General features: G+C 72.4%; 12 protein-coding genes. 5 read left to right on the forward strand and 7 right to left on the reverse strand.

What is annotated here, in order from left to right:
* Positions 1-68: 68 nt before the first annotated feature.
* Positions 69-884, reverse strand: a complete 816-nt coding sequence (locus tag CP983_RS11300; protein ID WP_150499512.1) for an inositol monophosphatase family protein — start codon at positions 882-884, stop codon at positions 69-71.
* A gap of 8 nt (positions 885-892) precedes the next feature.
* Positions 893-2,020: a ferrochelatase gene (locus CP983_RS11305; RefSeq protein ID WP_150499513.1), complete on the reverse strand. Its 1,128-nt coding sequence runs from the start codon at positions 2,018-2,020 to the stop codon at positions 893-895.
* Between the two features lie 187 nt (positions 2,021-2,207).
* On the opposite strand from CP983_RS11305, the gene CP983_RS11310 reads away from it, so the two are divergent.
* The 3 genes from CP983_RS11310 (at position 2,208) to sepH (ending at position 6,233) form a co-directional block, all read left to right on the forward strand.
* The gene (locus tag CP983_RS11310; protein ID WP_107907498.1) at positions 2,208-3,446 is read left to right on the forward strand and encodes an MFS transporter; all 1,239 of its coding nucleotides are present in this window, start codon (positions 2,208-2,210) and stop codon (positions 3,444-3,446) included.
* Entirely contained in the window at positions 3,406-4,734 is a 1,329-nt protein-coding gene (locus tag CP983_RS11315; protein WP_150499514.1) for a D-arabinono-1,4-lactone oxidase, read from the forward strand. The genes CP983_RS11310 and CP983_RS11315 overlap by 41 nt, the downstream gene beginning before the upstream one ends.
* A 461-nt stretch (positions 4,735-5,195) precedes the next feature.
* On the forward strand, positions 5,196-6,233 hold the full coding sequence (gene sepH / locus CP983_RS11320) for a septation protein SepH (protein WP_150499515.1): 1,038 nt from the start codon (positions 5,196-5,198) through the stop codon (positions 6,231-6,233).
* A 92-nt stretch (positions 6,234-6,325) separates the two neighbouring features.
* Here the strand turns inward: sepH and CP983_RS11325 are convergent, their stop codons facing one another.
* A complete protein-coding gene (locus CP983_RS11325; RefSeq protein ID WP_150499516.1) occupies positions 6,326-7,177 on the reverse strand; it encodes a sulfurtransferase in 852 nt (283 codons plus the stop codon).
* Positions 7,178-7,473: 296 nt separating this feature from the next.
* Here CP983_RS11325 and CP983_RS11330 point away from each other — a divergent pair, with 296 nt between their 5' ends.
* A complete protein-coding gene (locus tag CP983_RS11330) occupies positions 7,474-8,277 on the forward strand; it encodes a VOC family protein (protein ID WP_150499517.1) in 804 nt (267 codons plus the stop codon).
* Between the two features lie 15 nt (positions 8,278-8,292).
* Here CP983_RS11330 and CP983_RS11335 read toward each other — a convergent pair whose 3' ends face one another.
* From CP983_RS11335 to CP983_RS11350, 4 genes are read right to left on the reverse strand one after another with little or no spacing between them, the layout of a single operon-like run.
* Positions 8,293-8,940, reverse strand: a complete 648-nt coding sequence (locus tag CP983_RS11335) for a thymidine kinase (RefSeq protein WP_107907493.1) — start codon at positions 8,938-8,940, stop codon at positions 8,293-8,295.
* A gap of 44 nt (positions 8,941-8,984) precedes the next feature.
* A complete protein-coding gene (locus CP983_RS11340; protein ID WP_125525900.1) occupies positions 8,985-10,187 on the reverse strand; it encodes an alkaline phosphatase family protein in 1,203 nt (400 codons plus the stop codon).
* Entirely contained in the window at positions 10,187-10,774 is a 588-nt protein-coding gene (locus tag CP983_RS11345) for a DUF5998 family protein (RefSeq protein WP_030956635.1), read from the reverse strand. The genes CP983_RS11340 and CP983_RS11345 overlap by 1 nt, the downstream gene beginning before the upstream one ends.
* 52 nt (positions 10,775-10,826) lie before the next feature.
* Entirely contained in the window at positions 10,827-13,673 is a 2,847-nt protein-coding gene (locus CP983_RS11350; RefSeq protein WP_150499518.1) for a bifunctional acetate--CoA ligase family protein/GNAT family N-acetyltransferase, read from the reverse strand.
* A 178-nt stretch (positions 13,674-13,851) separates the two neighbouring features.
* On the opposite strand from CP983_RS11350, the gene CP983_RS11360 reads away from it, so the two are divergent.
* Positions 13,852-14,133: an HPr family phosphocarrier protein gene (locus tag CP983_RS11360; protein ID WP_016432192.1), complete on the forward strand. Its 282-nt coding sequence runs from the start codon at positions 13,852-13,854 to the stop codon at positions 14,131-14,133.
* Positions 14,134-14,165 lie beyond the last annotated feature (32 nt).

Raw genomic sequence — 14,165 nt, forward strand, 5'->3', positions numbered from 1 at the left:
TTCGGTACAACGGCGGCCCCCGGCGAATCCAGCGCCGGGGGCCGCCTTTTTCGTGCCTGTCCGTCGGGTCAGTCGTGCCAGGCGCCGAAGTCCTCCAGCAGCTGCTGGAGGGGCTCGAAGACTCCCGGCGTCGCGGCGACCGTCAGGTCACGGGACGGGCGTTCTCCTGGGCGGCCGCCGGTCAGGGCGCCGGCCTCGCGGGCGATGAGGTCGCCGGCGGCGAAGTCCCAGGCGTTGAGGCCGCGCTCGTAGTAGCCGTCCAGGCGGCCCGCGGCCAGGTCGCACAGGTCGATCGCGGCCGAGCCGCCCCGGCGGATGTCGCGCAGGAGGGGAATCAGGCGCCGGGCCACGTCGGCCTGGTGGGTGCGGACCTCGGTGACGTAGTTGAAGCCGGTCGAGACCAGGGCCTGGTCGAGGGGGGCCGTGGGCCGGCAGGTCAGCCGGCGCTCGCCCTTCCAGGGGCCCGTCGCCCAGGCGCCCCCGCCCCGCACGGCGTGGAACGTCTCGCCGCGCATGGGGGCCGCCACGACGCCGGCCACGGTCTCGCCGTCCTGCTCGGCGGCGATGGAGACGGACCAGGTCGGCAGTCCGTAGAGGTAGTTCACCGTGCCGTCGAGAGGGTCGATCACCCAGCGGACACCGCTCGTGCCCTCGGTGGAGGCGCCCTCCTCGCCGAGGAAGCCGTCGTCGGGGCGCTGCTCGGAGATCAGGTTCGTGATCAGCTTCTCGGCGGCGATGTCCATCTCGGTGACGACGTCGATCGGGCTGGACTTGGTCGCGGCCACCGCGAGGTCGGCCGGGCGGCCGTCGCGCAGGAGTTCACCGGCGCGGCGGGCCGCCTCCCGGGCCAGGGTGAGCAGTTCCGTGGGCAGGGCGTCGGTCACGGGGCTCCTCATGCGTAGGGGCTGTCGGCGCCGGCTGCGGCGGGCCTGGGTGCGCGGGACGGGCAGCAGCCGACCGGGCAGAGGTTGTGGCTCGCGCCGAGCGCGCCTAGTGCGCAGGGCGTGACCTCCTCGGCGCGCTCCACGGCGGCGCGCTCCAGGACGAGGTCGCGGACCGCGGCGGCGAAACGCGGGTCGTCGCCGACGGTGGCCGAGCGGCGCATCGGCAGGCCCAGCTCCGCGGCCTTGTCCTTGGCCTCGGTGTCGAGGTCGTAGAGGACCTCCATGTGGTCGGAGACGAAGCCGATGGGCGCGATCACGACGGCCGGGACGCCGGCCGCGTGCCGCTCGTCGAGGTGGTCGCAGATGTCGGGCTCCAGCCAGGGGATGTGCGGGGCGCCGGAGCGGGACTGGTAGACGAGCTGCCAGGGGTGGTCCCTGCCCGTGCGCTCACGCACGGCGTCCGCGATCACCCGGGCCACGTCCAGGTGCTCGGCGACGTACGCGCCGCCGTCGCCGTGGTCCTCGACGCGGCCGGAGCTGTCGGCTGCGGCGGTCGGGATGGAGTGGGTGGAGAACGCGATGTGCGCGCCGGCCCGGACGTCGTCGGGAAGGTCGGCCAGGGAGCGCAGCACGCCGTCGATCATCGGCTCCAGGAAGCCGGGGTGGTTGAAGTAGTGCCGCAGCTTGTCGATCCGGGGCAGTTCGAGGCCCTCGGCCTCCAGCGCGGCCAGCGAGTCGGCGAGGTTCTCGCGGTACTGGCGGCAGCCCGAGTAGGAGGCGTACGCGCTGGTGGCGAGGACCAGGATGCGGCGGTGGCCGTCGGTGACCATCTCGCGCAGCGTGTCCGTCAGGTACGGCGCCCAGTTGCGGTTGCCCCAGTAGATCGGCAGATCCAGACCGTGCTCGGCGAAGTCCTTGCGCAGGGCGTCCAGCAGGGCGCGGTTCTGGTCGTTGATGGGGCTGACGCCGCCGAACCGGAAGTAGTGCTCGCCGACTTCCTTCAGGCGTTCGGTGGGGATGCCCCGCCCACGCGTGACGTTCTCCAGGAACGGGATCACCTCGTCCGGGCCCTCGGGGCCGCCGAAGGAGAGCAGGAGCAAGGCGTCGTAGGGGCTGGCATCGCGCGCGTCTGGCATGGGTCGATCCTGTCATCCGGTACTGACAGCCGGGAAACGGCGGGGTGTCGACCCGGGTTCCCCGTTCGCCCGTACGGGTGCGTTAGGGTCACCTAACTCGTAAGCTGTCTCGGCTGGCGACACGCCTTACCGCGCGCTCCAGAGCCTCACCCGTCCACGCCTGCTTCCGCCTTGACCGGAGACCCCCGTGCCCAGCCCCTACCGCGCCCTGTTCGCCGCCCCCGGCTCCAAGGCCTTCTCCGCCGCGGGTCTCCTCGGCCGGATGCCGCTGTCGATGATGGGCATCGGCGTGGTGACCATGGTGTCCCAGCTGACCGGGCGGTACGGCCTGGCCGGCGCCCTGTCGGCCACCATCGCGCTCGCCGCGGCGGTGGCGGGCCCTCAGGTCTCGCGCATGGTGGACCAGTACGGGCAGGCCCGGGTGCTGCGCCCGGCGACGCTGATCTCGCTCGCGGCGGGCGCCCTGCTGCTGTTCGCGGCGCACTACTCGTGGCCGGACTGGGTGCTGTTCGTGGCCTGTGTCGGCATCGGCTGCGTGCCGAGCGTGGGGGCGATGATCCGGGCCCGCTGGGCCGCGCTGTACCGGGGGACGCCCCAGCTGCACACCGCGTACTCCTTCGAGTCCGTGATCGACGAGGTGTGCTTCATCTTCGGGCCGATCATCTCCATCGGGCTGTCGACGGCGTGGTTCCCCGAGGCCGGGCCGCTGCTCGCGGGCTGCTTCCTGGCGGTCGGCGTCTTCTGGCTGACCGCGCAGCACGCCACCGAGCCCGCGCCGCATCCGCGCGAGAAGCAGGGCGGCAGCTCCGCCGTGCGTGCCCCCGGGCTCCAGGTGCTGGTGGCCACCTTCGTGGCGACCGGCGCGATCTTCGGGGCCGTCGACGTGGTCACCGTGGCCTTCGCCGACGAGCAGGGGCACAAGAGCGCCGCGAGCCTCGTCCTCGCGCTGTACGCGGCGGGCTCCTGCGCGGCGGGCCTCGTCTTCGGGCTGCTGCGCTTCAAGGGGGCGCCCGAACGTCGTTGGCTGCTGGGCATATGCGCGATGGCCGTGAGTATGATCCCCCTCCTACTGGTCGGAAACTTGCCGTTTCTGGCCGTGGCGCTGTTCGTCTCGGGCATGGCCGTCGCTCCCACGATGATCACCACCATGTCCCTGATCGAAGAGCACGTACCACGCGCGCAACTGACCGAGGGCATGACCTGGGTGAGCACCGGGCTGGCGGTCGGGGTCGCGCTCGGCTCCTCCATGGCCGGCTGGGTGATCGACGCGGCCGGCGCGGACGCCGGGTACGGGGTTCCGGCGGTGTCCGGGGCCGTCGCGGTCGCGGTCGGTTTCCTGGGGTACCGCCGGCTCAGCAGGCCGGCTCCGCGTCGGGAGGGCACCGTTGAGCAGCACAGCGAGCGGGAAGAACGGCACGTGGCGTAACTGGGGCGGCACTGTCGCCGCCCGCCCCGCGCGGGAGGTCGCTCCGGCGTCCGTGGAGGAACTGGCCGCGGCGATACGCCGGGCCGCCGAGGACGGCCTGAAGGTGAAGGCGGTCGGCAGCGGGCACTCCTTCACGTCCATAGCCGCGACCGACGGTGTGCTGGTCCGCCCTCAGCTGCTGACCGGCATCCGGCACATCGACCGCGAGGCCGGGACGGTCACGGTCGAGGCGGGCACCCCGCTCAAGCGCCTCAACGTGGCCCTGGCGCGCGAGGGCCTGTCGCTCGCGAACATGGGCGACATCATGGAGCAGACGGTCTCGGGCGCCACCAGCACCGGCACGCACGGCACGGGCCGCGACTCGGCCTCGATCGCCGCCCAGATCAAGGCCCTGGAACTGGTCACCGCCGACGGCTCGGTGCTCACCTGCTCCGAGAAGGGGACCGATGAAGAACGCGCGGTCTTCGCGGCGGCCCGTATCGGCCTCGGCGCCCTGGGCGTCGTCACCGCGATCACCTTCGCCGTGGAGCCGATCTTCCTGCTGACCGCGCGGGAGGAGCCGATGCCGCTCGCACGGGTCCTGGCGGAGTTCGACGAACTGTGGACCGAGAACGAGCACTTCGAGTTCTACTGGTTCCCGCACACCGGCAGCACCAACACCAAGCGCAACAACAGAAGCGCGGGCCCGGAGAAGCCGGTGGGGCAGCTCGCGGGCTGGTTCGAGGACGAACTGCTCTCCAACGGCGTCTTCCAGGTGGCCCAGTGGGTCGGCCGCGCGGCACCCGCCACGATCCCGGCGATAGCCCAGGTCTCCAGCAAGGCCCTCTCCGCGCGGACCTACACGGACATCCCCTACAAGGTCTTCACATCACCGCGCCGGGTGCGCTTCGTGGAGATGGAGTACGCCGTTCCGCGCGAGGCCGTCGTCGAGACGCTGCGCGAACTCAAGGCCATGGTCGAGCGCTCCGGCCTGCGGGTCAGCTTCCCCGTCGAGGTGCGCACCGCGCCGGCCGACGACATCACCCTGTCCACCGCCTCGGGGCGCGACACCGCGTACATCGCCGTCCACATGGTCAAGGGCACTCCGTTCCAGCGGTACTTCACCTCCGCCGAACACATCTTCACGGCGCACGAGGGGCGCCCGCACTGGGGCAAGATCCACACGCGCGACGCCGAGTACTTCGCCGGGGTCTACCCGCGCTTCGAGGAGTTCACCGCCCTGCGGGACCGGCTCGACCCCGACCGGCTCTTCCAGAACGACTACCTGCGGAGGGTGTTGGGCGCGTAGCGCCCGGTCCGCGGGCCCGCCCTTCCGGCCAACTGCGCGGCAGGGGCACGCACGGTCGAAAGCATTAGTTCCGTTTCTGACATTTGCGTGAAGTACGCCACGTTCAAGGTCCAAAACCGCCCAACCCACGGCCGAGTCACGCCTCTTGCCAGAAGTTGGGCGGCGTGCCAATCCACGCACGTGGCCCAAATGGAGTACTGTGGCGAGCCCTGGGTCCGGTCTCCCGCCTGGGCATCCGTGGCCTTCAAGGACCGCCGGGAGGGGGCTAGTTGCACAGGGTGACGGAGTTGGTCACTTAGCGTTGCGAATAGGTAACCGTGCCATAACGGCGATCCAGGGCCCGTGCCCGACACGCCGGGCAACTCGGCAAGGTTGTGGCAGGCTGCACCCGGGCAGGCCACACTCGACTAGCGGAAGCAGCGACGCACGTGACGTCGGCAGGCACCACCCGGGAGGTCCCCATGCCCGAACTGCGTGTCGTGGCCGTCTCAAATGACGGCACACGGCTGGTGCTGAAGGCTGCCGACGCAACGGAGTACACCCTTCCGATCGACGAACGCCTGCGCGCAGCCGTGCGCGGCGACCGTCCGCGTCTCGGCCAGATCGAGATCGAGGTGGAGAGCCATCTCCGCCCCCGCGACATCCAGGCGCGTATACGCGCCGGTGCCACCGCGGAAGAGGTCGCCCAGCTCGCCGGCATCCCCGTCGACCGTGTGCGGCGCTTCGAGGGTCCTGTGCTCGCCGAGCGTGCCTTCATGGCCGAGCGGGCGCGCAAGACTCCCGTACGTCGGCCCGGTGAGAACGCCGCGGGTCCGCAGCTCGGCGAGGCCGTCCAGGAGCGGCTGCCGCTGCGCGGCGCCGACAAGGACACCGTGCAGTGGGACTCGTGGCGCCGCGACGACGGCACCTGGGAAGTGCTGCTGGTCTACCTGGTGGCGGGCGAACCGCACTCGGCGAGCTGGACCTACGACCCGCCCCGGCGGCTAGTCCAGGCCGTCGACGAGGAGGCGCGCTCGCTGATCGGCGAGTCCGACGACCTCGCCGCACCGGAGCCCAGTTTCCCGTTCGTGCCGCGGATCGCCCGGCTTCCGCGTGAGCGTTCGATGGACCGTGCCCTCGACACCGCGCGGCCGAGCCTGCCGGCCCAGGCCTCCGAACCGGTCGAGGAGACCGCGGAGGAGCGGGACTCGCTGACCAGCCTGCTGGAGGCGGTGCCGAGCTTCCGTGGCGACATGGTGGTCCCCGAGCGGCCTGCGGAGCCCGAGGTGGAGGATCCGCCGGCCGAACCGGCCGCGGAGGAGCCTCCCGCTCCGGCCGCGTCCGCCGGCTCCGCCTACGCGGACGTCCTCATGCCCCGCTCCGTGGGCAGCCACCGCGATCGCCTCATCGGTGCCACCGACCGCCAGGCCGAGGCGGACGGCGTCCGTCCGGGCCGCCGGGCCGCCGTCCCGAGCTGGGACGAGATCGTGTTCGGCACCCGCAGGAAGAAGCAGGAGTAGCCGGTAACCGCCGGTCGTACAGCCGCCCGTGCGGCCGTACGAGGACGAGGGCCGCGTTGTTCGCAACGCGGCCCTCGATCTGTGTACGGGTCCTACTGCGGATCCGGGCCCACGGCCACCGGACGGGACGGGTCCGAGGACCACTCCGACCAGGAGCCGACGTACAGGTCCGCCGGGATGCCGGCGACCGCCAGGGCCAGGGCCTCGTGCGCGGCGGAGACTCCCGAGCCGCAGTAGACGCCGACCCGGGTGTCCTCACGGGCGCCCAGGGACTTGAAGCGGGCGGCGAGTTCCTCGGCGGGCAGGAAGCGGCCGTCCGGGGCGACGTTCTCGTTGGTGGGGGCGGACACGGCGCCGGGGATGTGGCCGCCGACAGGGTCGATCGGCTCGACCTCGCCGCGGTAACGCTCACCCGCTCGTGCGTCCAGCAGTACCCCCGACCGGGCGAGAACCGCGGCGCCGTCGGCGTCGAGCAGGCCCGTCGCGCCCGGCACCGGCTCGAAGTCGCCCTCCGCCGGCGTCGGCACCGAGGTCTCCAGCGGGCCCTGCCAGGCCGGCAGTCCGCCGTCGAGGACCCGCACATCGGGGTGACCCGTCCAGCGCAGCAGCCACCAGGCCCTGCCCGCCGCCCAGCCCTGCCCGCCGTCGTACACGACCACCGGCGTCCCCGAGGACACGCCCGCCCGTCGCATCGCCGTACCGAATTCAGCCAAGTCGGGCAGGGGGTGACGGCCGTGCGAACCGGGCGCGGAGGCCAGTTCGCGGTCCAGATCGACGTAGACCGCGCCGGGGACGTGACCCGACTCGTAGGCCTTGCGGCCGTCGAACGGGGGCTCGCCAGGGGTCTTGGCCAGGCTCAACTGCCAGCGGACGTCGAGCAGCACCGGCGGCTGCTGCCCCGTCAGCGCGCTCGCGAGGTCGGATGCGGTGATGATGGCGTTCATGGCCACCATCCTCGCGCACGGGGTGGCCGCATCGCCCCGCTCCGGATACTCTGCCCGCCGGACAGGCCCGATCACGAGGCGTACGGGATCGGGCACATGCTGTACAGCCGATCGACATCCGTCGGCAATCGCACGGAAACGGGCAGTCCATCGCACAGCGGGCATCCTCCGGTCGGCGGCCGTCGTGCGGCGGCGTGCCCGCAGCGCGCGCGACCACGGGCGGTGCGAGCATCGGCACGGGGGGCGGGACAGCGGATGAGACGCGGCCACCGCGAGGGGCCGAGGAGAGAGTGACGATGACCGAGGCACGGGGGTCGGCCGGCCCGAACGGCGTGACGCACGCTCGGCACGCGCCCGGCACGCCCTGCTGGGTGAGCCTGATGGTGCACGGGCTGGCCGCGACCCAGGAGTTCTACGGAGCGCTGTTCGGCTGGGAGTTCCGCCCCGGCCCGCAGCAGCTCGGCCCCTATGTGCGGGCCCTGCTCGACGGCCGTGAGGTCGCCGGCATCGGCCAGCTGCCGCCTGACCGCCACCTCCCCGTCGCCTGGACGCCCTACCTCGCCTCGAACGACGTGGACCAGACCGCCGACACGGTACGGCTGTGCGGCGGCACCGTCGGCGTCGGCCCGCTGGACGCCGCCGAGGCCGGCCGGATGGCGATCTGCTCCGACCCCTCCGGCGCCGTCTTCGGCATCTGGCAGACGGCAGCCCACCTCGGCACGGCCATCACCGGCGTGCCCGGCACCCCGGCCTGGAACGAGCTGGTGACCTTCGAGACGGTGACCGTCGCCAAGTTCTACGAGACGGTGTTCGGCTACGAGGAGGAGGCGGCGGCCGCCGCCGACCTCGACTACGTCGGCCTGCACCTCGACGGCCGCCCGGTCGCCGGCATCCACGGCGTCGGCGGCGCCCTGCCCCGCGACCGGGGCCCGCACTGGATGACGTACTTCGAAGTCGCCGACGCGGACGACGCGGTGGAGCGGATCGTCGGCCTCGGCGGCCATGTCCTGCGGCCGGCCCACGACAGCGCCCACGGCAGGGTGGCGACGGTCGCGGATCCCGAGGGCGCCCGGTTCTCCGTGATCCAGAACCCGCGCTGACGACTCCCGCGCGACTCAGGCCGGCTGCACCGGCAGCACGTCCGGGGACAGCGCCGCCGCCCGTGCGCTGGCCGCCGTCATCCGGCGGCGGTGGTGGCGGCGGCACAGGACCTCGTAGCCGACGGCGTCCGACTGGTTGACGTCACCGACGACCACCTGGGCGCCCTCGACGACCATCTCGCCGCCTATCGTGCGGGCGTTGTGGGTGGCACGGGCGCCGCACCAGCACAGGGCCTCGACCTGGAGCACCTCGACGCGGTCGGCGAGTTCCACCAGGCGCTGGGAGCCGGGGAACAGCTTGCTGCGGAAGTCGGTGGTGATGCCGAAGGCGTACACGTCCAGGCCCAGGTCGTCGACCACGCGGGCGAGTTGGTCGATCTGGACCGGGGCGAGGAACTGGGCCTCGTCGGCGATGACGTAGTCCGCGCGGCCGCCGCGGGAGAGGTGGTCGACCATGTAGCCGTACAGGTCCATGCCGTCCTCGACCTCCACCGCGTCGGTGACCAGGCCGAGCCGTGAGGACAGCTTGCCCTCGCCCTCGCGGTCGTCGCGCGTGAAGATCATGCCCGCGAGACCACGCGCCGAACGGTTGTGCTCGATCTGCAGAGCCAGTGTCGACTTCCCGCAGTCCATGGTTCCGGAGAAGAACACCAGCTCGGGCATGTGGAGTTGAGCACCTTTCGGCAACAAGGGGTCGAGGGGAGGCTTCAGGAGCGTACTTCGAGCAGGGGGACCAGCTGCTCGGCGGGGGTCATCGAACCGTGGTTGCCGACCATCGCCGACTCCTTCGGCTCCCGCTCGGAGGCGATGATCAGGACGTCGTCGCGGGCGGCGGCGATGACGTCGCCGATGCGGTCGTGGACCCGCTCGTCGATCTGCGGTCCGAACCAGCCCGCTTCGATCGCCTCGGCGCGCGAGGCCACCCAGAACTGCTCGCCGAGGACCTCGCGCCAGCAGGTCAGGACGTCGTTCGCGGCGCCCGGCACCGCGTACACGTGCCGTGCGCGGCCCTCGCCGCCCAGCAGGGCGACACCGGCGCGCAGCTCCCAGTCCTCGTCGAAGTCGATGCGGTGCTCTTCGTCGAAGGGCACGTCGATCATGCCGTGGTCGGCGGTGACGTAGAGCGCGGTGCGCGCCGGGAGCTGCTCGGCGAGGCGCTGGACGAGCCGGTCGACGTGCATGAGCTGGCCGCGCCAGGTGTCCGAGTCGACGCCGTAGCGATGGCCGGCGCCGTCGAGTTCGGCGTAGTACGTGTAGACCAGGGAGCGGTCGCCCGCGGCCAGTTGCTCGGCCGCGAGGTCCATGCGCTCCTCGCCGGTCAGCCGCCCGAGGAACGTTCCGCCACTGAGTGCGACCTTGGTCAGCGGGGTGTTCTGGAAGGTGGGCGAGGACACCTGGGCGGCGTGCACGCCCGCCCGGTGCGCCAGCTCGAAGACGGTCGGGTACGGCTGCCAGACGTGCGGCGCCGTCCACGGGTTCCAGCGCAGCTGGTTCATCAGCTCGCCGGTGTCGGGGTTGCGCACGGTGTAGCCGGGCAGGCCGTGGGCGCCCGGCGGGAGGCCGGTGCCGACGGAGGCGAGGGAGGTCGCGGTGGTCGCCGGGTAGCCGGTGGTGATCGGGCGTCCGGTGCCGCCGCGCGAGCTGCCGAGGAGCGCGCTCATGAAGGGGGCTTCCTCGGGGTGCGCCCTGAGCTGCTCCCAGCCGAGGCCGTCGATCAGGAACACGCAGTTGCGGTCGGCGGGGGTCAGCTCGCCGATCGTGGCGGTCATGCCCGGTACCGCCATGCCGGCGGCCAGCGTGGGCAGCAGGTCGGCGAGCGAGCCGCTGCCGTACTCGGGGGACGGCGCGGAGGTGACGGCGAGGGGTTCCGGATGGGGGTCCCAGGCGGTGGACTGTGCGGACTGGGACATCAGCGCGTGAGGTCCGCGGTCGCCTCGGACAGGGCCTGGGCGAAGGCGAGCGTCTGGCGCACCGTCTCCGGTCCGTCGCCGGCCTCGCTGACGCGCAGGCTGAGATCGTCCGCCGTCGAGCTGCCCGTGTAGCCGTGGTCGGCCTCGCAGTTGGGGTCGCCGCAGGCGGCGGGCTCCAGGTCGATGCGGGAGACGGCACCCCAGCCGATGGTGAGGACCACCTCGCGGGGCAGCGTGCCCACGGTGTACTGCTCGGGGTTGGCGACGACGCGGCTGAGCACGACCGAGGAGATCCGGCCGAGCTTGACCGACTCCGTCGAGGTCGTGGCGTACGGCGTCGGGGAGGTGCTGTCCGCGGCCTGCTCGTCGGTGTGGCTGACGATGAAGCGGTTGCCGGTGAGGACGAGGACCGTCACATGGCGCCGCACCTCGTTCTGGTCGAACGTGGTCTCCTGGTGGACCAGGTACGACCGGATGGGCTCGCCGCCCACGGCGGCCTCCACCGCCTCGGCCACGAGGGCCGGGTAGTAGCCGCTGCGCTCGATCGCCGCTCGCAGCCCCTGGGTCGTCGTACTGGTCTTGGCCATGACGCCCATCCTACGGGGGTGCACTGACTGCGAGGCACCGCTCGCGGCGGTCTCAGTACGTCGGCAGGGTCCTCGGCCCGAGGTCGTCGCGGGCGGGCGGCAGGGCGAGGCGGACGGAGGCGCCGAGCACGCTCAGACCGTGCGTGGCGACCACGACCGGCTCCAGGGTGACCGCGACCACCTCCGGGTGGTCGTCGACGAGCCGCGACACCCGCACCAGCAGCTCCTCCAGGGCGGGGGTGTCGACGGGCGTGGAGCCGCGCCAGCCGAACAGGAGCGGTGCCGTGCGGATGGACCGGACGATCGAGGTGGCGTCGCGGTCGGTGACCGGGATCAGCCGGTGCGCCATGTCGCCGAGCAACTGGGAGGCGGCTCCGGCGAGCCCGAAGGACAGCACGGCGCCGGCCGCCGGGTCGATCACGGCCCGTACGACGGTGTCGACGCCGCGCGGTGCCATGGTCTGCACGACCGGCCTGAGCTCCTCCGGCCTGCCGAACAGCTCGGTCAACTCGGTGTACGCCCGTCGCAGTTGCTCCTCGTCCGCGAGGTCGAGCCGGACGCCGCCGAGGTCGGCACGGTGGCGCAGGTGCGGGGCGGTGGCCTTGAGGGCGACGGGGTAGCCGAGGGTGCGGGCGGCGTCGACGGCCGCGTCGGGGGTGGGGGCGTGCAGGGCGCGGTGCACCTCGATGCCGTACTTGCCGAGCAGGTCGCAGGTCTCGTCCGTGCCGAGCGTGAGCCCCTGCCCGCGCGCGAGCAGGCCGTCGATCAGCCGGGCGGCGCCCTTCTCGTCGATGTCCTCGTACTCGGGGACCTTGCCGGGCTCGGCCGCGTCGCGCCGCCACTGGGCGTACTTCACGGCTTCGCCGAGGGCGCGGACGGCACGCTCGGCGGCCGGGTAGGCAGGGATGAGGCGAGGGGTGGTCCCGTCGGTGTCCGTCGGTTCGGGCAGTGGTTCGGCCGGGAAGTCCAGCGGGCGGAAGGGGTGGTCGCGGCCCGGGGTGCGGGGCGCCGTCGTACCGGCCCGGGGCGCGGTGCTCGCCGCCGCGGACAGGGCCTCCGCGAGCCCTCCGAGCTCCACGTGCACCACCAGGACGGGCTTGCCCGGCACCCGCTCGGCCGCCGAGCTCAGGGCCTGCGCCAGCTCGGCGTCCCCGGTCGTCGCGTCGCCGATCGCCGGTATCGCGGTGACGACGACCGCGTCGCAGGTGTCGTCGGCGAGGGCGCGCGCGAGCGCCTCGTGGAAGTCGGCGGCCGACGCCGCGGTCGTCAGGTCCAGCGGCGGCAGCGGCCGCAGGCCCTCGGACAGACAGGCGTCGTACGTCAGCAGGCCCAGCGACTCGGAGTTCCCGAGGATCGCCACCCGCGGTCCGGTCGGCAGGGGCTGGCGCGCGAGCAGCAGTCCCGCGTCCACCAGCTCGGTGATGGTGTCGACGCGGATCACGCCTGCCTGCCGCAGCAGCGCGGAGACGGTGGTGTGCGGGAGCCGGGTGACCCGCACGGTGTGGCCCTGCGGCGCCGCTCCCCCGTGCCGCGCGCCCTGCACCACGACCAGCGGCTTCGCGGCCGCCGTGCGCCGGGCGAGGCGGGTGAACTTGCGCGGGTTGCCGATGGACTCCAGGTACATGAGGACGACGTCGGTGTCCGGGTCGTCGTACCAGTACTGGAGGACGTCGTTGCCGGAGACGTCGGCGCGGTTGCCGGAGGAGACGAAGGTCGAGATGCCGGTGACGCCGGTGACCCCGCCGCCGCGCCGGTGCAGCCGGGACAGCAGGGCGATCCCGATGGCGCCGGACTGCGCGAAGAGGCCGATCCGGCCCGGCCTCGGCATCTCGGGGGCCAGTGAGGCGTTCAGCCGTACGTCGTCGGCGGTGTTGATGATCCCGAAGGCGTTCGGGCCGATGATGCGCATGCCGTACGTGCGCGCGTGCCGGACGAGTTCGCGCTGGCGCTCGCGTCCGTCGGGCCCGCTCTCGGCGTATCCGGCGGACAGCACGACCAGGCCCTGTACGCCGTGCTCGCCGCACTCGGTGACCACGTCGGGGACGTACTCGGCCGGCACGGCGACCACCGCGAGGTCGACCTGCTCCTCGATGTCCCGCACGGAGCGGTGCGCGGGCACCCCGTCGAGTTCCTTGAGGTCCTCGGGGAACGCCTTGTTCACGGCGTACAGCCGGCCCGTGAACCCGGCGTCCCTGATGTTGCCGAGTACGCCGCGGCCGACGCCGCCGGGGGTGCGGCCGGTGCCGATGACGGCGACGGAGCCGGGCACCAGCAGCCGCCGTACGGAGTGGGCCTCGGCGCGCTGCTCGCGCGCGTACTGCACGGCGAGCGAGCGGTCGGTCGGCTCCAGGTCGAACTCCAGACGGACGACGCCGTCCTCGAAGCTGCGCTTCTGGGTGTACCCGGCGTCCGTGAACACCTTGATCATCTTGGTGTTGGCGGGCAGCACCTCGGCGGCGAACCGGCGGATGTCGCGTTCGCGGGCGACCGCGGCGATGTGTTCGAGGAGGGCGGAGGCGACGCCGCGCCCCTGGTGGGCGTCCTGGACGAGGAAGGCGACCTCGGCCTCGTCGGCCGGTGCGGACGCGGGCATTCCGTCGGCGCCGATCCGGTCGTAGCGTACGGTGGCGATGAACTCGCCGCCGATCGTGGCCGCGAGTCCCACCCGGTCCACAAAGTCGTGGTGCGTGAAGCGGTGGACGTCCTTCGCGGACAGTCGCGGGTAGGGCGCGAAGAAGCGGTAGTACTTCGACTCGTCCGACACCTGCTCGTAGAAGCTGACCAGGCGCTCGGCGTCATCAACGGTGATGGGGCGGATGCGCGCGGTGCCGCCGTCGCGCAGCACCACGTCGGCTTCCCAGTGGGCGGGGTACTCGTGCCTGTCCGAGGCGCTCTGCATGGGGCCCAGATTACGGCTCGCGTACGACAACGGCGCGAGGCAGTCTGTGGAGGAAGTCACGTGGGGTCGAGGCCGCGACCCCACGGTCACCACGGGAGGGTGTTTTGTCCCTCCCGGCCTGCTTCACGGGTGCGGGAAACTGGTCTAGACAACCCTGAACACCGAAGGGCAGCATCACATGGCTGAGCGCCGCGTCAACGTCGGCTGGGCCGAGGGCCTTCACGCCCGCCCCGCTTCCATCTTCGTCCGGGCCGCCACGGCCGCAGGTATCCCGGTGACGATCGCCAAGGCTGACGGCAACCCCGTCAACGCGGCCTCCATGCTGGCCGTCCTGGGCCTGGGCGCCCAGGGCGGCGAGGAGATCGTCCTCGCCTCCGACGCCGAGGGTGCGGACGCCGCCCTCGACCGTCTGGCAAAGCTCGTCTCCGAGGGACTCGAGGAGCTGCCCGAGACGGTCTGAATGACCTGAGCGGGTATCCCGATCGAACGGTG

This window comes from Streptomyces chartreusis (genome assembly GCF_008704715.1).
GTDB lineage: Bacteria > Actinomycetota > Actinomycetes > Streptomycetales > Streptomycetaceae > Streptomyces > Streptomyces chartreusis.